Annotated in this window: 18 protein-coding genes and 1 pseudogene; 10 read left to right on the top strand and 9 right to left on the bottom strand. The window is 70.9% G+C overall.

The features are described 5' to 3' along the window. Nucleotides 1-535: 535 nt before the first annotated feature. Nucleotides 536-877 (bottom strand): nuclear transport factor 2 family protein, encoded by a 342-nt coding sequence (locus DSM104329_RS06545; protein WP_259314597.1) that lies wholly within the window; start codon nucleotides 875-877, stop codon nucleotides 536-538. 121 nt (nucleotides 878-998) lie between these two features. On the opposite strand from DSM104329_RS06545, the gene DSM104329_RS06540 reads away from it, so the two are divergent. Then, nucleotides 999-1,814 (top strand): MerR family transcriptional regulator, encoded by an 816-nt coding sequence (locus DSM104329_RS06540; RefSeq protein ID WP_259314596.1) that lies wholly within the window; start codon nucleotides 999-1,001, stop codon nucleotides 1,812-1,814. Between the two features lie 223 nt (nucleotides 1,815-2,037). Here the strand turns inward: DSM104329_RS06540 and DSM104329_RS06535 are convergent, their stop codons facing one another. Continuing rightward, a complete protein-coding gene (locus DSM104329_RS06535; protein WP_259314595.1) occupies nucleotides 2,038-4,617 on the bottom strand; it encodes an ATP-dependent Clp protease ATP-binding subunit in 2,580 nt (859 codons plus the stop codon). A gap of 62 nt (nucleotides 4,618-4,679) precedes the next feature. Further along, nucleotides 4,680-5,825, bottom strand: a complete 1,146-nt coding sequence (locus DSM104329_RS06530; protein ID WP_259314594.1) for a hypothetical protein — start codon at nucleotides 5,823-5,825, stop codon at nucleotides 4,680-4,682. 68 nt (nucleotides 5,826-5,893) lie between these two features. On the opposite strand from DSM104329_RS06530, the gene DSM104329_RS06525 reads away from it, so the two are divergent. Further along, nucleotides 5,894-6,397: a hypothetical protein gene (locus DSM104329_RS06525; RefSeq protein WP_259314593.1), complete on the top strand. Its 504-nt coding sequence runs from the start codon at nucleotides 5,894-5,896 to the stop codon at nucleotides 6,395-6,397. Between the two features lie 768 nt (nucleotides 6,398-7,165). Here DSM104329_RS06525 and DSM104329_RS06520 read toward each other — a convergent pair. After that, nucleotides 7,166-7,837: a TetR/AcrR family transcriptional regulator gene (locus DSM104329_RS06520; protein ID WP_259314592.1), complete on the bottom strand. Its 672-nt coding sequence runs from the start codon at nucleotides 7,835-7,837 to the stop codon at nucleotides 7,166-7,168. Between the two features lie 179 nt (nucleotides 7,838-8,016). Between DSM104329_RS06520 and DSM104329_RS06515 the strand changes: the two genes are divergently transcribed. Then, on the top strand, nucleotides 8,017-8,448 hold the full coding sequence (locus tag DSM104329_RS06515; protein WP_259314591.1) for a DUF4267 domain-containing protein: 432 nt from the start codon (nucleotides 8,017-8,019) through the stop codon (nucleotides 8,446-8,448). Next, complete coding sequence (locus tag DSM104329_RS06510; RefSeq protein ID WP_259314590.1) at nucleotides 8,408-9,082, top strand: cupin domain-containing protein; 675 nt, start codon at nucleotides 8,408-8,410, stop codon at nucleotides 9,080-9,082. Before DSM104329_RS06515 ends, DSM104329_RS06510 begins: the two co-directional genes overlap by 41 nt. A 128-nt stretch (nucleotides 9,083-9,210) precedes the next feature. On the opposite strand, the gene DSM104329_RS06505 is transcribed toward DSM104329_RS06510, so the two are convergent. Further along, nucleotides 9,211-9,333, bottom strand: a complete 123-nt coding sequence (locus tag DSM104329_RS06505; RefSeq protein WP_259314589.1) for a hypothetical protein — start codon at nucleotides 9,331-9,333, stop codon at nucleotides 9,211-9,213. 97 nt (nucleotides 9,334-9,430) lie between these two features. Here DSM104329_RS06505 and DSM104329_RS06500 point away from each other — a divergent pair, with 97 nt between their 5' ends. Next, nucleotides 9,431-12,298: a BTAD domain-containing putative transcriptional regulator gene (locus tag DSM104329_RS06500; protein WP_259314588.1), complete on the top strand. Its 2,868-nt coding sequence runs from the start codon at nucleotides 9,431-9,433 to the stop codon at nucleotides 12,296-12,298. 12 nt (nucleotides 12,299-12,310) lie between these two features. Here DSM104329_RS06500 and DSM104329_RS06495 read toward each other — a convergent pair whose 3' ends face one another. Genes DSM104329_RS06495 through DSM104329_RS06485 form a run of 3 tightly spaced genes read right to left on the bottom strand, consistent with a single transcriptional unit; the run spans nucleotide 12,311 to nucleotide 15,325 of the window. Then, entirely contained in the window at nucleotides 12,311-13,555 is a 1,245-nt protein-coding gene (locus DSM104329_RS06495) for an NAD(P)-binding domain-containing protein (RefSeq protein WP_259314587.1), read from the bottom strand. Beyond that, nucleotides 13,542-14,753, bottom strand: coding sequence for an acyl-CoA dehydrogenase family protein (locus DSM104329_RS06490; RefSeq protein WP_259314586.1), 1,212 nt, complete (start codon nucleotides 14,751-14,753; stop codon nucleotides 13,542-13,544). The genes DSM104329_RS06495 and DSM104329_RS06490 overlap by 14 nt, the downstream gene beginning before the upstream one ends. 2 nt (nucleotides 14,754-14,755) lie before the next feature. Continuing rightward, nucleotides 14,756-15,325 (bottom strand): OsmC family protein, encoded by a 570-nt coding sequence (locus tag DSM104329_RS06485; protein WP_259314585.1) that lies wholly within the window; start codon nucleotides 15,323-15,325, stop codon nucleotides 14,756-14,758. A gap of 146 nt (nucleotides 15,326-15,471) precedes the next feature. On the opposite strand from DSM104329_RS06485, the gene DSM104329_RS06480 reads away from it, so the two are divergent. The 4 genes and pseudogenes from DSM104329_RS06480 to DSM104329_RS06470 all read left to right on the top strand — a co-directional run bounded on the left by DSM104329_RS06480 (nucleotide 15,472) and on the right by DSM104329_RS06470 (nucleotide 18,867). Next, the gene (locus tag DSM104329_RS06480; protein ID WP_259314584.1) at nucleotides 15,472-16,737 is read left to right on the top strand and encodes an MFS transporter; all 1,266 of its coding nucleotides are present in this window, start codon (nucleotides 15,472-15,474) and stop codon (nucleotides 16,735-16,737) included. After that, nucleotides 16,682-17,653: a hypothetical protein gene (locus tag DSM104329_RS06475; protein WP_259314583.1), complete on the top strand. Its 972-nt coding sequence runs from the start codon at nucleotides 16,682-16,684 to the stop codon at nucleotides 17,651-17,653. Before DSM104329_RS06480 ends, DSM104329_RS06475 begins: the two co-directional genes overlap by 56 nt. 233 nt (nucleotides 17,654-17,886) lie before the next feature. Beyond that, nucleotides 17,887-18,075, top strand: a pseudogene (locus tag DSM104329_RS29035) (MOSC N-terminal beta barrel domain-containing protein); the annotation flags it as partial. Between the two features lie 57 nt (nucleotides 18,076-18,132). Further along, entirely contained in the window at nucleotides 18,133-18,867 is a 735-nt protein-coding gene (locus DSM104329_RS06470; protein WP_259314582.1) for an MOSC domain-containing protein, read from the top strand. Nucleotides 18,868-19,102: 235 nt separating this feature from the next. Here DSM104329_RS06470 and DSM104329_RS06465 read toward each other — a convergent pair whose 3' ends face one another. Beyond that, nucleotides 19,103-19,660, bottom strand: coding sequence for a dihydrofolate reductase family protein (locus tag DSM104329_RS06465; protein ID WP_259314581.1), 558 nt, complete (start codon nucleotides 19,658-19,660; stop codon nucleotides 19,103-19,105). A 263-nt stretch (nucleotides 19,661-19,923) separates the two neighbouring features. On the opposite strand from DSM104329_RS06465, the gene DSM104329_RS06460 reads away from it, so the two are divergent. Then, nucleotides 19,924-20,736 (top strand): alpha/beta fold hydrolase, encoded by an 813-nt coding sequence (locus tag DSM104329_RS06460; protein WP_407655898.1) that lies wholly within the window; start codon nucleotides 19,924-19,926, stop codon nucleotides 20,734-20,736. The last annotated feature ends 35 nt before the right edge of the window (nucleotides 20,737-20,771 follow it).

Raw genomic sequence — 20,771 nt, 5'->3', positions numbered from 1 at the left:
CTCCCCACCCGCTTGGGCTGATCGTCACCCGGCCGGAGCCGCCGCCGGGGCCGGCCCTGGTGTTGCCGTTCAGGCCCGTGGTGCGCGACGGGATGCTCGCGTACGTCACAGAGGCGGATGTCGGTCTCCAGACGCTCGGGACGGCGGGCGTCGCCGCGGTCCTGTCGCGCCTGCCGTCGGAGTTGACGTTCATGAACCTGGCGCTGATCCTGCGCCGGCCCGATCGGATCCGCCAGGACGGGCCTGCCCATCGCGCGCTCGCCCGTGAGATCTACGACGAGGCGCCGGTCATGAACGAGTTGGGACGCTTCGCCGCGGTCCAGGGTCACGTGCGTCGGTCCCCCGACGGTCGCGACGTCTGCGGCGATGAAGTGCTCGGCGGCGATGTCATCAGGAGCGTTGCGGGCGGTCGCGGTCACGTGTGCCCCGGCGCTCTTCAGACGTGCCGCGATGGCGGCGCCGATCCCGCGGGTGCCGCCGCTGACGAGCGCCCGCTTCCCGGTCAGCCCCTCGGTGGCGATGGGCGCCGCGGCGTTCACGGTGCGATGACGAGCCGGGCTATCCGGCCGCCGGCGACGGTGAAGTCCCACTTCAGATCGGCGCTGCCGCCGGGGAAGTCGCCCGTCAGGCGGCCCGTGACCACGTACCGGTCCGGCTCGAGTGCCACGGTGTCGAGGATCTGCGTGGTGTATGTGTACTTCGACGCTGGGCCGATCTGCCAAGCGCGGATCTGGGCGACCCCGTGACGCGTTTGGCCTTCGTCGACGACCGTCGCGTCAGCGCTGAACAGAGCGACGATCGCGTCGATGTCGCGGTCGGCATCGAGCTCGAAGTAGCGCCGGATGAGGGCGGCAGGGGCAATCGCGGCGTTGGTCATCGGAGGCTCCCTCTTGTCGTTCGGATGGCGACGGGCACAGGTTGCGTCCTCCGCGTGCGGGAGGGTCAAGGGCCCGATCGCGCGTTGACCCTCCGGCAGGGGGAGGGGCGATACTGGGCCGATGGGAACGCGCGTCACGATCGGCGACTTCTCCCGCGCGTCACACCTGAGCGTCAAGACGCTGCGCCACTACCACGAGGTCGGGCTGCTCGAACCCAGCGAGGTCGATCCCGCCAACGGCTATCGCTACTACTCCCAAGCCCAGATCCCGATCGCCCAGGTCATCCGCCGACTGCGTGGCCTGCACATGCCCGTCGCCGACGTCAGATCCGTCCTGACCGCGCCCGACACGGACGCACGCAACCGGTTGATCGTCGAGCACCTCGACCGGCTCGAGCTCGAACTCGCCCAGACTCGCGAGGCGGTCGGGGAGCTGCGCAGCCTGCTCGAGCCCGAAACGCCGCACCCGATCGAGCACCGGACCGTCCCGCCGACCCCTGCCATGGGCATCCGGGAGACCGTCGATCGCGACGACATCTTCGGCTGGTGGCAGGGAGCCCTCGGCGAGCTGCACGCGACCGTCCGCGCGCAAGGACTGACCACGACCGGCTCGACCGGCGGCCTGTACGCGAGCGAGCTCTTCCAGCACGGCCGCGGCGAGGCGACGGTGTTCACCCCGACCGACGGCAGCGTCAAGACGATCGGGCGCGTCGTGTCGCTGATCATCCCCGCAGCAGAGCTCGCGATCGCACGACACCACGGCTCCCCGAGCGACATCGATCTCACCTATGGCCAGCTGGGCGCCTACGTGATCAATCACGAGATCAGCGTGGACGGGCCGCTGCGAGAGAACTATCTACGCGGCATCACCGAAACGGACGACACCGGCGAGTGGGACACGGAGATCGGCTGCCCGATCTTCCGCACACACGACTGACACTCCGCCGAGAACGGAAAACCTTCCGCTGATCGCCGCTTCAGCCCGACCGCCGCTGCAGCCATTTGTGCGCGTCACCGAGCTCGACGAAACCGAGCTCGGCGTACAGGCCCTGAGCGACGATCGTCACCAGCACAAAGCGACCGAGGTCGCGGACCTCCTGGATGCTCCAGAACCGCCGCCATCAGCAGCCGACTGATACGGCACAGGTGCGGCCGGCTCGTCAGGTGCGTCCGGTTTCCGTCGCCTCTCTCACCGCCTCCGCCGCGGGCGCTGTCTCCGCGTTGAGCCGGCCGTCTAGCAGGTCGACCCGCACGCGCTGGCCGGGCTCGATCTCGCCCGCGAGCAGCCGTTCCGAGAGCTCGTCCTCCAATAGTCGCTGGATGGCTCTGCGCAGCGGGCGCGCCCCGTACTGTGGGTCGAAGCCGGCGTTCGCCAGATACTGGACCGCCTCGTCGGACACCTCTAGCTCGACGCCCTGGGCGTGCATTCGGCGCGCGACCCGGTCGAGCAGCAGCCGCGTGATCTGGGCCAGCTGATCTCGGTCAAGCGAGCGGAACACGATGATCTCGTCGATCCGGTTGAGCAGCTCGGGCCTGAAGCTCTGGCGCAGCACGTCCATCAGCTCGTCCTTCAGTTCCTCGAAGGACTCGTTGCGCCGTGCGTGCGCCTGGATGCGGTCGGCCCCCAGGTTCGAGGTCATGATGACGATCGTGTGCCGGAAGTCTACGGTGCGGCCCTGGCCGTCCGTGAGGCGTCCGTCATCGAGCAGCTGCAGGAGGATGTTGAAGACGTCGGCATGCGCCTTCTCGATCTCGTCGAGCAGCAGCACCGAGTAGGGACGCCGGCGCACGGTCTCGGTGAGCTGACCGGCATCCTCGTAGCCGATGTAGCCCGGGGGCGCGCCGACCAGGCGCGAGACGGTGTGGCGCTCCTGGAACTCGCTCATGTCGAAGCGGACCATCGCGTCCTGGTCGCCGAACAGCGTTTCGGCGAGCGCTCGTGCGAGCTCGGTCTTGCCGACCCCGGTCGGGCCGAGGAAGAGGAACGAGCCGACGGGCCGGTTCGGATCGCCGAGCCCGGCGCGCGCGCGCCGGACCGCGCGGGCGACCGCCTCGACGGCCTCGTCCTGCCCGACGATGCGCTCGTGGATCTGCGCCTCGAGGCCGAGCAGCCGCTCGCGCTCCTCCTGGGTCAGCTGTGAGACCGGGATCCCGGTTCGGCGCGACACGACCTCCGCGATGTCGTCGGCGAGCACCTCGGCGGCACGCTCGTGTCCGCCGGAACGGCTCTCGTCCAACTCCTCTCGTTGCCCTTCGATCTGCGTCTTGAGCGTGTTTGCCCGCTCGTAGTCCTCCGCCGCGACGGCCTGATCGCGCTCACGCTCGTTGCGCGCGATGTCCTCCTCGAGTGCGCGGCGGTCCGCCGGCTTGGTCTTCGCGCGGAGACGCACCCGCGCCGCGGCCTGGTCGATCAGGTCGATCGCCTTGTCCGGAAGGAAGCGGTTCGTGATGTAGCGGTCCGACAGCTCGGCCGCCGCGACCAGGGCCTCCGGGCTGATCCGGACGCGGTGGTAGGCCTCGTAGCGGTCGCGCAGTCCGTTGAGGATCTCGATCGTCTCCTCGACCGACGGCTCGTCGATCAGCACGGGCTGGAAGCGGCGCTCGAGCGCGGCGTCCTTCTCGATGTTGCGCCTGTATTCGTCGATTGTCGTGGCGCCGATCACGCGAAGGTCGCCGCGTGCCAGCGCTGGCTTCAACATGTTGGAAGCGTCCATCGAGCCTTCGGCCGCCCCTGCTCCCACGACCGTGTGCAGCTCGTCGATGAACAGGATGAGGTCGTCGCCGTGGTCGGTCACCTCATCGATCACCGACTTGAGGCGGTCCTCGAACTCGCCGCGGTACTTCGTGCCGGCGACCATGCCGGCCAGGTCGAGGACGACCAGCCGCTTGCCCGCGAGCGTTTCAGGCACCTCATCGTTGACGATCCGCTGGGCGATGCCCTCCGCGATCGCCGTCTTTCCCACGCCGGGGTCGCCGATCAGCACGGGGTTGTTCTTCGTGCGCCGGGAGAGGATCTCGATCGTCTCCTCGATCTCGTCGGCGCGCCCGATCACCGGATCCAGCTTGCCCTGGCGGGCCGCTTGTGTGAGGTCGCGGCTGTACTCGTCGAGCGTCTTCGTCTGGCTCGCGGGCCTCCCGCCCTCGTCAGTACGCGTCACACCGCGGATCACGGCTGCGCGGAGCGCCGTGTGCGACAGGCCGAAGCGCGCCAGCAGACGCCCGGCGTCGGACTCCGTGTCCCGCGCCAGCGCCAGCAGCACGTGCTCGGGTCCGAGATACGACGAGTTCAGCTCGCGCATCTCGTCGTACGCCCGGAGCAGTGCGGCCTTGGCCGCGGGCGAGAGCGACGGCGCCACGTCCGTCCGTCCCCCGCGCTCCGCCTCGTCTTCGATCTGCGCCGCGATCGCGGCGGGATCACCGTCGGCGTGGCGGACTATCTGCGCGACGAGGTCGTCCTGCATCGCCGCCCACAGCAGGTGCTCGGTGTCGAGATCCAGGGAGCCCCAGTCGAGCGCCAGCTGCGCCGCGCGCTGCAGAAGCTCGCGCGTCGCATCCGAGAAGAACTGCGTGATGTCGACCTGCTCGACCGGCCGGCGCGCAGCCGGCGCGGAGGTTCGCGTGCCGGTAGGTCTCGTGGCCCCCTCGATGCCGAATGGCCGGTCGACGAACTCCGAGAAGAACTCGTCGAACAGGCTGCCCCGGCGGCGGCGAAAGTCGCCGAGAGGATCGTTCGTCGCCATGTCAGACCTCCTGGCGCGCGCGTTGGTGCCGTGATTCGGCCGATGGCTGCCCTACCCCGAACCTACGCCACGAAACCCTGTCTGCTGGACTCGCCTACCGGGGACTCGATGCTCCGGCTGTCGCGCTCGCTGGCCCGCTCGACGCGGTAGCCGTAAGCGGCCTCGCGCACGGTTTCGTCGCTCTCAAGGCCCGCGCCCAGCCCACCAGCGATCGTCGCGAGCGAGCTTGCCATCCAGGCCAGGGCCGCGTAGTCGCCGAAGCCGGCGTCGTGGCCGAGCGCTTCGCCCAGCACCCCGGCGTCTATTACCACCGCAGCCGCCGCGAGGGTGAGCGCAAACAGCGCCGCATACAGCGACGCGGCTCCGAGGAGCAGGGTCAGCGTCGTAGCCGCGTTGAAAAGGACTGTCTGCTGACGGCTCCCTCGCCCCTGCCGCGCCTCCCACAGGCGGTGCGAGACGATCAGCCAGACGACCGTCGCGCCGACCGACAGCACGGTGAGGACCAGGAGGCGAAGCCAATTCAGGGCATCCGCCAGCACCCAAAGGTCCGAGGTGACGAGCGCGAAGACGACCGCCGCTGTGGCGGCCGCCAGCGCCCGCGAGAGTCGAACGATCAGGCGCCAGGGCCTGTTGGCACGGACCATGCCGGCCAAAAGCCGCACGTTCCCGCGCACCACCGCAGCGACGAACCGGAGATCGACGTCGTCGTCGGGCGGTTCGACCGCGCGGATCGGTGCCGCCAAAGAGGCGATGCGATTGCTGACCCGCGCGCGTCGCCTCGGGCCACGCTCGCCGAGCTCGAGGCTCTCGCCGGCCAGTCCGTCGACGAGCCGGATGACCGCGTCGCGCGCGCGACGGCGCGTCTGTACCGCCCCGAGCGCGGGCAGCGAGATCAGTGCCACCCCATGCGTGGCACTGGCGTCCGCGACGACAGGACGCGTTCCGATGCGCAACGGAGCGTCAGTGATGCAGACGGCCATATCCCAACCGTCGCGGAGCAAGCGCGCACGCGCGAAGTCGATGGCCTCGACACCGTGACTCATGTCCGCCACCGCGGGGTCGGTCCGGACCGGGATGCGCCACGAGACCGCGTCGGACACGCGCTCCGCCAGCAGTCCGGGCAGGTCTTCAGCCAGCGCTTCCGCGATCTCCGTAGGCCACCCCGGAGCGCCCAGCAGGCCCAACACCAGCTCGTCGCGATCCGACAACCCCACGATCCGCAACGTTACCTGTCCGATGCCCTACCGCCGATGGCTGTTCCTCCGCGCGAGGAGCAATGCTGCTGACCTTCGTGCGGAATGGCGATGCGCCGAGAAGGCGGAGCCGCTCGGCCAGCGCGCGTCGGCAGGTGCTCGACGAGCTGCCCCGCGAGCCGTTCACCGTGCCCGGGTCGACCATGCGCCAGTGGCGCCCGTATGCCGATGCGCCGACCCCGGCGCAGGCTTCACACCGCGCCGCCCTTACAGGGGCGAGAACCGGGGTCAGGGTCATGAGGGTCCTGGATCGATCGCCGGCGAGCCCCAGCGACCGTGCGCGAACGATGCGCGTCGGGCTGTTTGCAGCGCCTGAGCTGCCGGCGCGGATCGCTGTCGACCTCGCCGAGCAGCTGCCGGAGCTGCTCGACCGCCAACACGACGGCAGTTGGCTCGTAGCGCTCGCCGATGAGCCGTTGCTCGCCCGCCGTGAGAGCGTCGAGGCCATCCTCGACGCGGGTTGCCAGGCGCGGAGCGCGGAAGGCTGGGACGTCGCGATCTGCCTCACCGACGTCCCCGCTGCGTGACGGGGCGCGCCCGCTCGTCGCCGCCGTCGACAGACACGACAAGGTCGGCGTCGTGAACATTCCCGCGTTCGGTGCGACGCTCCTGAAGCCCCGCGTGCGCAAGGCGGCCATCGCACTGATCGGCGACATCGCCGAGGAGGCGCTCGAGGGGCGCAACCAGCTCGGGGGCGCCGGCCCACGGAGGTTCTCACGCCCGTCCGCCGCGAGACGGTCCCCCACGCGCGCGCGGAAGTCCGCTACGTCATGCCCGCAGGCCTCGGGCATGTCCGCTTGCTGAGCGGGATGGTGCGGACCAACCGCCCGTGGCGCGCGTTCAGCGGGCTGTTTAGCGCGGTCGTGGCGGCCTTCGGAACGGGCGCGTACGCGCTCCTGAGCGTGTCGATCTGGCAGCTCAAGCGGCCGACTGGGCTGGCCGCGACTCGGCGCGATCATGGTGTGCGCCGTCACCACGATGGTCGCATGGCTGATTATCGGCCACGGCCTCTGGGAGAAGGCCCAAAACGACAAGCGCCCCCAAGGACGCAGCGCTCGACAACGCCGCGACGGCGCTCACGCTGGGCATCGCGGTGCTCTGCGGCTACGCGTCTTTCGTCGCTACCGGACTTGCCTCGAAGCGGAAGCGCGGTCGGCGCGGCGCGTGCCGCATCCGAGTGGTCGAACGCCTCCGTGTTCGCCGCACTCCGCATGGGAGTCTGCCACCGCCATGAGCGATGCCGCGACAGGCGATCCCGTCCTTGTCCGGGCCGCACCGGTCACGACGGTCGCCGGCTAACGCGCGCTGCGCCGGCGGGTGCGATCGATGCCATCGAGCACGATCTCCAGGCCCTCGACGAATCCCGCCTCGCGCGGGGTGTGCGTGAGCGCCTCGGCCGCCGCTGCGACGTGCGGATACACGGCCACGTCCAGAGAGCGGTAATAGTGCCGGATGGCGGCCGCCTCGTCGGGAGCGGGAGAGCCGGCCTGCGTCACGGCAGAGCCGACGACGTATTGCAGGAGCGTGGTGAACGCCCGAGCAGCCAGCTCCTGGGAGAAGCCGCGCTCGGTGAGCGCGGCGAGGCTGCGCTCCCGGATGGTCAGTGCGTGCGGCCCGACCGGCAGCCGGCCGACGAGGAGCGGAAGCACGTTGGGATGGGCGATGAGGAACCCGCGATACGCGAAGGCGATCCGCTCAAGCGCCTCCCGCCAGGTTCGCGGGCGAGCCGCCTCCGCGTCGTAGGCGCCCACGATCTCGCCCATCCGCGAGTCGAGCACGTAGACCATCAGCTCGTCCTTGCCGGTGACATGGCGGTAGAGGGTGGCCGTGCCGGTCTCCAGCCGTTCGGCCAGCAGACGCATGTTCACGCCGTCGACTCCGAACTCGTCGACAAGGTCGGCGGCGACGGAGACGATGTTCTCGAAGCTGCGGGGCGGGCGGCCTCGCCCACGATCAGTCGGCGGCACCGCCCGCGCGCTCCACCAGGCCGCGCTCCCGGGAGCCGGAGCGGCGTCTTTGGGACGACGTGCGGGCGCGGCCATCACGTCGATCGTATCGCCGGGTCACCGGCATAGGCTTGACGTCGTTCGATTTACGGCTACACTGTAGCCGTAATCCGCCACGAGGCCCGAAAGGACGCACGCTCATGCATCTCGCCGCGCTATCAGTCGGACTCATCGCATGTATCGCGATCATCGTCCTCGGCGCTCGCTTCATCCTTCAGCCCCGGCAGGCGACCCTCGACTTCGGTATCGCCGCAGACAATTTCCGCGGTCTGACCGAGATCAAGGGGGCCCGCGACATCACCTCCGGGGTGGTGCCGCTCGTGGCCTGGGCGTCCGCGGGTCGCACGACGCTCGGCTGGGTGCTCGTCGCCGCGGCGATCACCCCGACCGCGGACGCGCTGATCGTCCTCACGAACGGCGGGAAGCTCGCAAAGGCATTTGGGTGTCCACGGGGTCACCGCGGCACTGCTCGTCGCTGCGGGCCTCGTCCTCGCGCTGACATGAACGACCCAGCCGATGATCGGATGACGCATGGACGGCACTCGCTTGTTCGGCGACAAGGAGCCCGTTGATGCGCACGCTCATCGAAGTCCTCGCCGGCATCGCGAGCACTCATCGCGACGCCGGATCGTCCGATTGTCGACAGGAAGGAACAACATGAACAACCCTCCAGTTCGAGCCACGTCGCCCCTGACGGCCGATGATCTGACGCGCGAGCTCGCGATCGCGCGTTCCGACGACGAGGCGCTCGTCCACCTCGCGGTGGTCGGCGACACCTACACCGTGCTGCTCGCGGGTGAGCAGACTGCCGGCCGCTTCGCGATGCTCGACATGCTCATTCCGCCGGGTGGCGGGCCTCCGCCGCACCGTCACAACTTCGAGGAATGCTTCCGGGTGTTGGCGGGCTCGATCGAGGTGCAGCTGCGCGACCTTCCACCAATGAGATTGGAGGCTGGGGATTCAGCGAACATCCCGGCCAACGCACCCCACGCCTTCCGCAACACTGCGGACGCGGCGGCGAGACTGCTGTGCACGGTCGCGCCCGCCGGCCTTGAGAGCTTCTTCGCCGAGTTCGGCGACCCAGTTTCGACCCGGACCTCGCCGGCGCCCGAGCTCAGTGACGTCGAGCGCCGAAACCGACTGGAGCGCGCGGCAGCGAAGGCGCCGGAATACGGCATCGAGATGCTGACACCAGGCCGGCGCTAGTCGATCGCGATCCGGTGTGCTCCGATCGAGCACGCTTCCGCTTTCGCCTGTCAGGAGCGGCGCGAGGGAGTTCGTCCGCGCTGTCGCTACCCATGCGTTGCGCGGCATCGGTCGCCCTATGACGATGCTCACGTACGGTGCAGGCTCATGCAGCGCAGGCCCGGCGTCGGCGACGACAGGCCGCTGTTCATCGACTGAGCATCGCGAACTGGCGTGTCCGGGGTGTCGGCTTGCGTGCGCGTGCCGGTCACGGTGCGGCTACCCGCACCGTGGGGAGGCGGACAGCAACTTGTCGTCACGCGAGCCAGCCCCCTGGATGTCTCGCGTTCGAGGCGGGAACGTGGCGGCGTGACCCTCTCCGCCATCCGCACGGCGCAGGCGCCACCGGCGGAGTCGGGCCCGCCGCCAGGGCGCTTGGCGGCGGCGACGTCGGTGGACCTGGCCAGCCACCGGACGGAGTTCCGCATCCTCGGTCCGCTCGACGTGCTCCAACGAGGCGCGTCCGTCGCCACGGGCGGTAACCAGCGGCGGGCCCTGCTGGCTCGGCTGCTGCTCGAGCCCAATCGCACCGTCCCCGTCGATGTGCTGGTGGACGCCCTCTGGGGCGAGGACGTCCCGTCAACGGCGGTGAAGATGGTGCACATCTACGTGTCCCAGCTTCGCAAGGTCCTGCCGAGCGATGTGCTCCGCACGCGGCCGCCCGGCTACGCCCTCGAGGTCGCGCCTGAGGCGGTCGATCTCCTGCACTTCAAGCGGCTTCGGGCGGAGGCCCGGACCGCGCTCGCCGAGGGTGATGCCGCGGCCGCCGCCGATCGGCTTCGCGCCGCGCTGGCTCTCTGGCGCGGGCCGGCGTTGGCCGAGTTCTCGCAGCCGTTCGCCGTCGTGGAGGCTGCGCACATCGAGGAGTTGCGCCTTGCCACCGTCGAGGATCGCATCGAGGCCGAGCTCGCGCTGGGGCAGCACGGCGACGTGGTCGGCGAGTTGCGGTCGCTCGTCCTGAGCCACCCGCTTCGCCAGCGCCTCTGCGGCCAGCTCATGCTGGCGCTCTACCGCGCCGGACGCCACGCCGAGGCGCTCACCGTCTATCGCGAGTTCCGCCGCGGGCTGCAGGACGAGCTCGGAATCGATCCGCCCGCGGCTTTGAGCGAGCTCGAGTACCAGATCCTCAACCAGGATCCCGCGCTGGAGATCGCTCCGGTCGAGGCGCCGGCGCGCGAGCGGTACTCAGCCGCTCGGCCTGCTCGTCCGCTCCCCGCTCCCGCTCCGGAATGCCTCGTGGGCCGCGAGGAGGAGCTGGCGCGACTCGAGCGCGCGCTCTCCGCCGCCGCCGCCGGGCGGGGTACCGCGATGCTGATCGCCGGCCCGGCCGGCATCGGCAAGACTCGCCTCGCCGCCGAGCTGGCCGAGCGGGCCCGTGCCCGGGGCGCGACGGTGCTCACCGGGCGCTGCATCGACCTCCTCGGTGCCGCGCTGCCCTACGTCCCACTTATCGAGGCGCTGCGGCCCTTGCGGGACTCCGCGAAGATCGACGGCCTGCACGAGCTGCGTCGCCTGGTTCCGGCGACGTCCGAAGCGCCGTCCGCCGTGCCCGCAGAGCGCCACGCCGGAGAGTCGAGGCTGCAGCTCTTCGAGGAGATCACCGTGCTGCTCGGTCGCCTCAGCGCCACCGCGCCCGTCGTTCTCGTGATCGAGGACCTTCACTGGGCCGACGGCTCGACGCTCGATCTCCTCACGTTTCTGGCCCACGCGGTCCGCGACCGGCCGATCATGCTGCTGGCGAGCTGGCGCTCTGACACCGTTCAGGCCCACGACTCCGCGACTCGGCTGTGGACGGAGCTCCGGCGCGCCGGCCTCGTGGAGGCCATCGAGCTCGGGCCGCTCAGCGACGACGAGCTGGAGACCCTGCTCGCCCGCAACAGCGACAGCCCGGTTCCGGCCGAAGTGACCCAGGGCGTCTGCGCCCGTGCACAGGGCAACCCGTTCTTCGCCCAAGAGCTCCTCGCGGCGGCGCTGCGCGGCGAGCAGACCCTTCCGCGCCTGCTCCGCGACGTCTTGCTGACCGGCTTTGTGCGGCTCGACGCGACGAGCAGGTCGGTCCTCCGCGCGGCCGCCGCCGTGCGCAGGCAGGCTTCCCACGCGCTGCTGAGCGCTGCGCTGGACCTGCCCGATCGGGTGGTCATCGAGGCGCTGCGCCAGGCCGTCGACCACGACTTGATGGTCCCGGATCGCGCGAGCGGCACCTACCGCTTCCGTCACGCGCTCCTGGCCGAGGCGGCATACGCCACGCTACTGCCGGGCGAGCGCGAGGAGGTCCATGAGCGCCTCGCGAACGCTCTCAGCGAGAAGCCGGCGCTGGCGGCGTGCCGTCGCACGGTCGCCGCCGAGATGTCAGAGCACTGGATCGCGGCCGGGCGGCCGGTGGAGGCGCTCACCGCCTCGCTTCGCGCGGCGCAGGAGGCCGAGGCGGTGTCCGGCCTGAGCGAGGCTCTGCGCCATCTCGAGCGCGTCCTCGACCTCTGGGAGGACGTCCCCCACGCCGAGCAGGTTGCCGGTGTCGCGCTGCCGGCCGTGCTCGACTGGATGACGCAACTGGCCGGCGCCGCGCGATGCTGCTACGACATCGACGCGCGATCGCTCGCTGGCGTGCTCAGGGCGGCCGGCGACACGGCCGACGCTCCCACCGTCGCTGCCCAGATCGACGTGACGACCGAGGCGGCGGCGCAGACCCTCGACGCGCTCGCCCGTGGCGGGCTTCTCGAGCGGGCGGGCGACGGCGTGTTCCGCCGGGCGCGGCTTGCGATGTCCGAGGCCCGGGAGCTCTATCCGCTCGTTCTCGTGCTGGAGACCATCGCGGTCCGGCAGGCGCCGCCGTTCGATGAAGGCGCGATCGCCGTCCTGCGAAGCGCGAACCAGCGCCTTCGCGCCGCGCGGCACGATCCCTCGGCCGCCATTCTCGCGGACGACGACTTCCATATGCAGCTCACAGCTCGATGCGGCAACGAGCCGTTGCTCGACGCGCTGCGGCCGCTCAAGAAGGCGCTCCTGCGCTACGAGCAGACCTACATGCTCGATCCGGCGCGGATCGAGCGCTCGGCGGCGCAGCACGACGGCATCGTCGAGGCGCTCGAGCGCCAGGATCACCTCGAGGCCGCGCAGCGGCTGCGCCGCAACATCACCGGCGGACTGCCCGACCTCAGGCAGGCGCTCGAAGGCTGAGACCGGCCTGGCTCACGCTGCGCGCGCCAGCCGAGACTCGCACCGCGCTTCGGCGATCGCCGCGGCGATGTGGGCGGCGTCGTCTCCGACGCCGCCGAGGAAGTGTGACTTGCGGGTGCGTTGGAAGCGCAGGCCGACCGCGAAGAGGCCGGGAGCGGCGGTGATCCCCTCGCGATGCGCCAGCTCGCCGGCGGCGTCGAGCACCGGAACGTCGAGCCAGGGATACGCGCGCCCGTACCCCGTGGCCCAGAGCACAGTGCGAAGCTCGGTGCCGAGCGCCAGACGCTCCGGACCGGGTCGGATCGAGACCGATGGCAGCGTCTCGGCCGGCTCGGCGGGGGCGCCGGTGCGCTCGATGTGATCGTCGATCCGGGCCAGCGTGCGGTACAGGCGCCGGTCGGCCTCGCGCAGCTGGTGTTCAAGGTCGTCGGCGAGGAGTGCCGTGCGCTCCGTGAATCGCAGGAAGCGGCCGGTCACGACGACGCCGAGGCGGGCGAGATGGTCGAGCCCGAGCGACTCGCCGCCGGCCGCCCCGCTCACGGGGAGGCTCGGTGCGCGCCGCGCGGCCGCGAGATCGGGCACGTCGTCGGCGTGGACGTCGAGCTGCCCGAGGGCGTGCAGCCAGGCGAAGATGTCGCGTCCCCGGTAGGTGCGAGGCGTGCGCGCGTGGCGTCCGACGGCGAGGGCGACGTCTCGGCCGGCGCGCCGCAGCTCGGCGGCGAGCTGCTGCCCGGACGGCCCGGCTCCCACGACCAAGACGCCGCCGTCGGGGAGCTGCTCGGGGCGCCGATACCGTGATGCGTGCAGCTGGTGCACCGATGGCGGCGCGGTGGCTGCCGCGTCGGGGATGCGCGGCACGTCGCAGTCGCCGGTGGCGATCACGACGTTGCGCGCCGCCCAGTCGCCGCGGTCGGTGGCGACGTGGTAGCCGTCGGGCGTGGGCGAGACGCGCACCACCGCCGTGCGCTCGCGCACCGGCGCTCCGGCGCTATAGGACTCCAGGTACGCGATGACGCCCTCTCGGTCGAGGAAGCCGTCCGGATGGGCGAGCGGTACGGCGTAGGGCAGCCGGTTGAGCCAGTTCGGGGTCAGCAGGCTCAGGGAGTCCCAGCGCTCGGAGCGCCAGCGCTCGCCGACCCGTCCGCGCTCGAGCACAACGTGGTCGTGCCCTCGGGCGGTGAGGTGGCGGCTGAGTGCGAGGCCCGCCTGGCCCGCGCCAATGATGACCGTCTCCGTGCGCATCTCAGTGCAGGGCATGCGCGCGCCCGAGCGCAACGTCGCCGAGGAAGCTGTACGCGCGGTTGGCGCCGAGCGGGTGCATGAACGCGCCCGCCCGCACGTCGCGGTAGGCTCGCGCGAGCGGCGATCCGTTGGTGTACCCGGCGCCGCCGGACAGGGCGAGCGACCGATCGACGACACGCGTCGCCGCCTCGTTGATGAAGGTCTTGGCGGCCTGACCCTCGGCGAACAGCGCGGTGATCTCCTCGTCGCTGCCGTCCCGGGCGGGATTCGCGGCGTGGTGCTCGTCGATCAGCGTCGCGGCGCGCGAGAGGACCGCGCGCGACGCCGACAGGTCGATCACGGACTCGGCGACGAGCATGCGCGCCCGCGGGTCGTCGCCGACGCGGTCCGGCCGGGCCGCCCGGGCGAATGCGGCCTCGGCGATGCCGAGCGATGCCGAGGCGTGGAAGAGCCCGGAGGGCAGGTTGCGTTCGAGGTACGGCACCGCGTCGCCGGCCGGGAAGCCGCCGCGCAGCGCGGAGGCCGGCAGCTCGACGTTCTCGAGGGTGACCGAGTGGCTGCCCGAGGCGCGCATGCCCAGCGCGTCCCAGTCGTCGTTGATCCGCAGGCCCGGGGTGGCGGCGGGGATCTGGACGTAGCCATAGCGCTCGACGCCGTCGTCGGTTTCGAATGCCACCGAGGTCAGCAGCGCGGTCGCCGCCGGTGACATCGTGCAGAAGATCTTGTGACCGTCGATGCGCCATCCGGTCTGGGTGCGGATCGCACGGGTGCTGGGCCGCGTGAGGTCCTGGCCGGGCTCGCTCATGGCGGCGGCCAGCACGACGTGCTCCGCGGCGATCGCCTTCAGCGAGCCGGCGAACGCGCGTTCGCGCGCGGCGTTGTCCGACGCGCGCGCCATCGACCATCGTCGCTCGAGGTTGAGGACGACGACGAGGTGCATGTTGACGCCGATCGCGACCGACGCGTCGCCTCGGGCCAGGCGGCCCGAGGCGACGATGACGTCGTGGACGGAGCTCACGCCCAGGCCGCCGAGCTCGACGGGTACCGGAGCGGAGAAGTAGCCGGCGCGCCGCAGGGCATCGATGCTCTCGAACGGGTAGCTGCCCTCGCGGTCGTGGACGCCGGCCCGCTCGGAGAGGTCCCCGGCGAGCCGCTCGGCGATGGCGACCAGGTCTCGGCCGGCAGGCGTCTTGGCTGTGAGCTCCATCGACATGGCTAGCCGACCTCCGCCTGCAGCTCGACCGGCACGCCGTTGGTCACCATGTCGTAGACGACCGACCGTGCCTGCGCGCGGTCGACGATCTCCTGCAGCTTCTCCGGCGGCGCCTCGCCCTTGACCTTGTAGGTCACGCGAATCTGCGTGAAGCCGTTGCGGTAGTCGTCGTCGAGGCCGAGCGCGCCGCGGGCGTCCAGGACGCCTGTGAGGGTCGAGCTGACCTCCGTCAGCGTCACCTTGCGCGCCGCGGCGACGTTGACGATCGTCAGCGTCAGGCAGCCGGCGAGGGCGTGCAGGAGGAACTCGGCGGGGTTGGGGGCCTCGTTGTGGCCGAGCAGGACGGGCGGCTCGCTGGCGTCGACTTCGAACGCCGTCTCGCGAGAGGCGTCTTCCGCGCCGGCGCCCCAGAAGTCGTGGATCGTCGAGCGGCTGTGCGTGCCGGCGATCCACTGGTTGCGGACCCGGAACTCGAAGGGCGCGAGGCCGGGGTTGGCCTTGACGGCGTCGAGCGTCCCGTACATCTGGGCCGTGTCGATGCCGTTGCGGATGGGTGAGGTGGTGATCGTCATGGGCCGACGGTCACCGCTCCCGGTTGTAGGCCGGTAAACGACAGGCAAACCCGGGTGAGACGGAGGTGGCGCCGTGCGCGTCGCCGCGGGCCGCCGTCCTACCAGCCGTTTACCCGGCTGCAGGCGCCGGCGCGTCAGATGGGGGCATGACAGCTCGCAGTCTCCTCAACCGACCGAGCCTCGTGCTCTTCCTCTGCATGTTCGCCTCGCAGGCGGGGCTGCTCGTGCTGTCGCCGATCCTCGCCGACGTCGCACGCGAGTTCCACGTCTCCGCCGCGACGGCAGGCCAGCTGCGCTCCATCTCAGGGGCAACCGGCGGCGTGACCGCCCTGCTCCTGGCGATGGCGGCCCGGCGTCCGGGGCTCCGGGAGCTGCTCGCTGCCGGCGCCGTCCTCGTCGCGCTCGGTTCAGCGTCGAGCGCGACGGCGCCGACGTTCGCGGTGCTGGCCGCCGCCCAGGGTGTTCTCGGTGTCGGGATCGGCCTGCTCGTCTCGGTCGGGATCGCGGCCGCCGGGGAATGGCCGGCTCCCGCGCAGCGCCCGCACGTCCTCGCGTGGGCGATCGTCGGGATGCCGGCCGCCTGGATCACCGGCATGCCCGTCGTCGGCGCGGTCGCCGAAATCAGCTGGCGCTTGACCTGGATCGCGGTCCCCACCGTGGTCGCGCTCGTCGCCTGTGTGCTCGTCCGGCTGAGGCCGGCCGACGTCGCAACACGGCGCGCCGGCGACGCGATGCAGGCCTGGCGACGCCCCGACGTGGCGCGCTTCGCCGGCGGTGAGCTGATGGCCAACGCGGCCTGGGCGGGAGTGTTGACCTACGCGGGCGTGCTCCTTCTGGACAGCTACGGCCTCTCGCCGGCCACGGTCGCGCTCGGGCTCGGCGCCATGGCGGTCGCGATGCTGCCCGGGACCTTCGGCGCCCGCCGCCATGCGGCCCGCGCGACGCCCGGGCTCCTCGTCGCCCTGACGGCGATCCAGGCCGCCGCGGTCCTCGTGCTCGGCGCCATCCGTCCGACCGCGGCGCTGACGCTTGCGGTGCTCGCGGCGATGGCGTTCGTCAACGGCTGGCGCTCGATGGTGGCCAGCTCGGTCGGCATGGGCACCGCACCCGAGGACAAGGTCGCGGTGATGTCGATGCGCGCCGCCGCCAACCAGTTCGGCTACCTGCTCGGGGCTGCGGCCGGCGGGCTGGCGCTCACCGTCGCGGGGTTCGCAGGGCTGGGCTTCGTCCTCGCCGGGATGTTCGGGGCGGCTGTGCTCGTCCACCTGTCGCCGCGCGTCATGCGCAGCGCACACGGCCGCAGAGGCGGCGGCTTTCAGAACGCCCGCCCGGCGTTGAGCCTGGCGGCGTGTGCCGATGGCCCGCGCGCAGAGCCCATCGACCACATCGTCGTTCCCGCAGTTCGCGGGTGACACGCTCAACCAGCAAGGAGCAGAAACCATGAGCCGTTCCCGTCGCGCCGTAGCCCTGTTGTCCGCGCTCGCCGCGTTGGCGGTCGCGCCCGCCGCGGTGGCCGGTGCCGCTGATGTGCCTTCGGGTGCCGATCAGTGGTCGGTCGCCAATACCTCCAGCGTCCAGACCGGCGTCGACTACGAGTTGCACAACCGCACCGGCGGTCAGCTCGGATACGACAACCGCACGTTCGGGGTCGACCTCGGCTGGGTCGGGCACTCGGGCGGCACCTTCGAGTTCATGCGCAAGGCGCCGCCCGGGGTGCGTGATCATCGCCGCGGGCCGATCGCCGAGGACGAGGACGTGGCGATCTACAACTCCAAGTCGCGCCGCTATCTCATCTTCAAGTCGCGCGGCGAGACGAAGGCCGAGCTGGACTGGTCGAGAACGCCGACGTACGAGTGGCAGGTCCAAGGCCAGCACGGCGCCGGGTTCGCGCTGTTCAACGACCGCGTCGACCGGTTTCTCGTCTACCAGTCCAAGAACTACGGCATCAACCTGGGCTGGCTGACCGGTCCCCCGCCGGTGCAGTCGGCCAGCGTGGGCCTGAGCGCCCAGGCCGTCACGCAGGGATGGGTGCCCTACGCCGGCGCGTTCGGCGCCGGCACGCAGGGCAAGCTGCTCAGCGTGCAGAACGCCAATTCGACAGCGACGCTGCTGTTCGTGCGCCCGAACCACTCCACCACGGAGTGCGGCGATCCGTCGGCCACCATCCCGGTCAGTCCGGGCGCCACCATGACCCGCGACCAGATGAAGGCCCTCTACGGGGCGGAGAGCCCGCGCCTGGGCGTGACCTTCCTGGCCTGCCTCATCACCCCGACCCCGCAGGCGATCAGCCTGACGTTCCTTAACCTCACCTACCAGCTCGACGGTTAGCGACGGGGATCCCCCACGAGGCGCGACTCTCGCGGCCGCTCGTAAACGCCCGGACCACGTACGTGAGCGAGGATGCGGCGACGCACCCCCGTTCAAACGGTCCGGAGTCTTGACACGCCGACGAGGTTTCCGAGAGGCTCCTCTCGCCACGCAACACGACTGTCAGGAGGCCGTGTGCCACCCGATCCGCCTGGGCACGCAGATCGGTCGCCGACACGGCGCTCCGCACTGCAATGAACCCCGTTGTCGGCACCGTCGCGGAGATCTGGCGCTACCCGGTCAAGTCCATGGGTGGGGAACGCCTCGCTCAGTCGGCTGTCGCCACCCGCGGCCTGCACGCAGACCGGATGTGGGCCGTACGCGACGTGGAGCTCAACACATTCACCACCGCGCGTCGATGGCCGATCCTCCTGCGGTGCAGCGCCCGGTTCGCGCAGGATCCGGCCGGCCGGTCGGCCGGGCCGGGGGACGTGCTCGAGGTGATCGTCGTCTTCCCGGACGGAAGTGAGGTCCGCAGCTCCGATCCGGCGATCCACGACCGCCTATCGGAACTGATCGGGAAGCCGGCGACCCTGGAGCCGCTTCCGGCGCTCTCGGAGAAGGGGCGCTATCGCACGCCTCAAGCCACCAAGGCCGACATACGCCGCCAGTTCGCGCTGGCAGACGACGAGCCGCTTCCCGACTTCTCGATGTTCCCCGTCCGCAAGCTCGCCGAGCTGGCACGCTATGCCACTCCGGTCGGTGCGCTCTACGACGCCTACCCGATCCTGCTGATGACCCGAGCGAGCCTGCGCGCGATGGCCGAGCGCTCCCCCAGCTCGCAGTTCGACGTCCGCCGCTTCAGGCCCAACGTCCTGATCGACGTTGATGGCGCCGAGCTTGCGGAGTTCGCCTGGTGCGGGGGACGCCTCCGAGCACCGAGTGTCGCCTTCGACACGGAGATCCCCGCTCTGCGTTGCTCGATCCCGACGCGCCGGCAGGGCGACCTCCCAGCCGACCCTGACGTCCTGAGGACCATCAACGCTCACGCCGACCACTGCCTCGGGGTCTACGCCAACGTCGCCACAGCAGGGACGCTGGCGGAGGGCGACCCGCTCGAGCTCGAGCCGTCCGCTGCGCCGTCGGCCACCGTCGCGGTGGCGCGATCCGGCGCTACGGCACTCAAGCGTGGCACCTTGCGAGTGATCGACGCGTTGATGCCCCGCGGCCACTGACCACGCCGATGCAACAACGCTGTGCTCGCACGCACCCACTGAGACAAGCGCCCGCGGGACCCACCGGCACGGTCAACCGTCGCGCGCCGGTCGCGGTCGCGCTTCGCCTATCGCCTGACGCCACACAAGGCCGTCCACGCGCTAAGAAGGGTGTCGCTTTGCGCGAGACGCGAGTCCCCAGGGCTCGCATCGAGACCACGAGTTCCGTCCCGGCACGATCACCGCGCACCGACGCTCATCGCTTCGGCACGAGGATCTGCGCGAGGGCTCCGCTCCGGAAGCGTTGCTCCTCGACGACGTCGAATCTCAGGTGCTCGTCCAGATCGGCGAACGGACTGCGCCCCGCGCCGATCGCAATCGGGACCGTCGTCAGCTGGTATTCGTCGACGAGGCCCAGCCGGGTCAGCGACTTGGCGAAGTCGGGGCCGCCGTGGACCAGGACCGTCCCCGTGTCGTCCCGCGCCTTCAGGTCCGCGATCTCGGCGTCCAGGTCTCCGCCGAAGATCTCGGCCGGTCCCCATTCCGCCTTTTCCAGCGTGCTGGAGAAGACGGCCTTCGGCTTCTCGTTCATCGCGGTGGCGATCGGGCCCTCCGACGCGGCCCAGTGCGGTCCCATGATCTCGTAGCTGCGGCGGCCCATCGCGTGAACGCCGGCCTCGTCGAGCGCGCGGCGGTTCCACTCACCCGAGTCGTCGCCGAACCACTCGAACATCCAGTCATGGGTCCCGTCGGGGCTGGTGACGAAGCCGTCGAGGGACATGACCATCTTGAGGACCACTTTTCTCTCGCTCATATCGGTAGTGACCCGGCCCCGCGCGTGAAGTCATCGGTCGTCGTCGCGGGCGGCCGCCGTCGCTGTGCGATGACCACCCGGAGTGCCGTTCGCGCCGACCGCACGATGAATTCGAGCGGTTTCCGCGGTCTCTCTTGGCGAAGGACGGACCTGACAACAATGACCACTTGGAGATGGAGAGGCAGATGGGAAAGAAGGTCGCTCCCAGCCAGAGCACCGGGCTCGACGGGGTCACGCAGACGACGGTCGAGGCCAACGGCGTCATGCTCGGGGTCGAGCGCTTCGGCGACGCGACAGCGTCGCTCGTCCTGCTCGCGGGCGGCCCGACGATGCTCTCCTGGCCCGACGCGCTCTGCGCGGCGCTCGCGCGCGGCGAGCGCCACGTCGTGCGGTACGACCTGCGCGATTCCGGGGCGTCGACCACCCTCGACCCGAAGGCTCCGGCGTACACGCTGCGCGATCTTGCAGCGGACTGCGCGGCGCTGGCCCGCGAACTCGACGATCGGCCGGCGCATCTGGCAGGCATCGGCGTCGGCGGGATGGTCGCCCAGGTCGCCGCGCTCGACCACCCTGACGCGTTCTCCGCGCTGACCCTCGCCGGAACGCGGCCCGTCGCTCCAGGCCGGGTCGACGACGACCTGCCCGACCATGACAAGGCGACGATGGAGCGGCTGTTCTCGCGTTCGATGCCCGACTGGTCCGACCGCGCCGCCGTGGCGGAGCACGCCGCCGCGGTTGCGGAGATCCTCGGCGACGACCCCGCCGCTGCGCGCAGGACCGCCGGGCGCATCTGGGACCGCACCCCGGGCACGAATCCCGCGGTGCAGATGGCCAACCAGATGGGCCTGGTGTTCTCGAAGCTCAACTGCCGGCCGCGGTGGCGCGAGCGCCTGCGCGAGCTCGCGATCCCGACATCGGTGGTGCACGGTCGCCGCGACCCCTTCTTCCCTGTCGGCAACGCCGAGGCGCTCGCGCGCGAGATCCCCGATGCGCGGCTGCTCGTACTCGAACGGGCCGCGAGGGCGATCCCCGACGCGGCCGCGGGCGAGGTGGCGACGGCCATGCTTGCGCGGTAGGCGCGCACGGCTCCGCGGGTCGATCGATGGCTGTC

The sequence above is a fragment of the Capillimicrobium parvum genome, from assembly GCF_021172045.1.
GTDB classification, from domain to species: Bacteria; Actinomycetota; Thermoleophilia; order Solirubrobacterales; family Solirubrobacteraceae; genus Capillimicrobium; species Capillimicrobium parvum.
This window is presented reverse-complemented; position numbering and strand designations above follow the sequence as displayed.

Excerpts from the sequence above, each read along its gene's own strand:
- DSM104329_RS06545 (WP_259314597.1), bottom strand. The coding sequence starts at position 877 with ATGACCAACGCCGCGATTGCCCCTGCCGCCCTCATCCGGCGCTACTTC.
- DSM104329_RS06540 (WP_259314596.1), top strand. The coding sequence starts at position 999 with ATGGGAACGCGCGTCACGATCGGCGACTTCTCCCGCGCGTCACACCTG.
- DSM104329_RS06535 (WP_259314595.1), bottom strand. The coding sequence starts at position 4,617 with ATGGCGACGAACGATCCTCTCGGCGACTTTCGCCGCCGCCGGGGCAGC.
- DSM104329_RS06525 (WP_259314593.1), top strand. The coding sequence starts at position 5,894 with ATGCTGCTGACCTTCGTGCGGAATGGCGATGCGCCGAGAAGGCGGAGC.
- DSM104329_RS06515 (WP_259314591.1), top strand. The coding sequence starts at position 8,017 with ATGCATCTCGCCGCGCTATCAGTCGGACTCATCGCATGTATCGCGATC.
- DSM104329_RS06510 (WP_259314590.1), top strand. The coding sequence starts at position 8,408 with ATGGACGGCACTCGCTTGTTCGGCGACAAGGAGCCCGTTGATGCGCAC.
- DSM104329_RS06495 (WP_259314587.1), bottom strand. The coding sequence starts at position 13,555 with ATGCCCTGCACTGAGATGCGCACGGAGACGGTCATCATTGGCGCGGGC.
- DSM104329_RS06490 (WP_259314586.1), bottom strand. The coding sequence starts at position 14,753 with ATGTCGATGGAGCTCACAGCCAAGACGCCTGCCGGCCGAGACCTGGTC.
- DSM104329_RS06485 (WP_259314585.1), bottom strand. The coding sequence starts at position 15,325 with ATGACGATCACCACCTCACCCATCCGCAACGGCATCGACACGGCCCAG.
- DSM104329_RS06480 (WP_259314584.1), top strand. The coding sequence starts at position 15,472 with ATGACAGCTCGCAGTCTCCTCAACCGACCGAGCCTCGTGCTCTTCCTC.
- DSM104329_RS06475 (WP_259314583.1), top strand. The coding sequence starts at position 16,682 with ATGGCCCGCGCGCAGAGCCCATCGACCACATCGTCGTTCCCGCAGTTC.
- DSM104329_RS06465 (WP_259314581.1), bottom strand. The coding sequence starts at position 19,660 with ATGAGCGAGAGAAAAGTGGTCCTCAAGATGGTCATGTCCCTCGACGGC.
- DSM104329_RS06460 (WP_407655898.1), top strand. The coding sequence starts at position 19,924 with ATGCTCGGGGTCGAGCGCTTCGGCGACGCGACAGCGTCGCTCGTCCTG.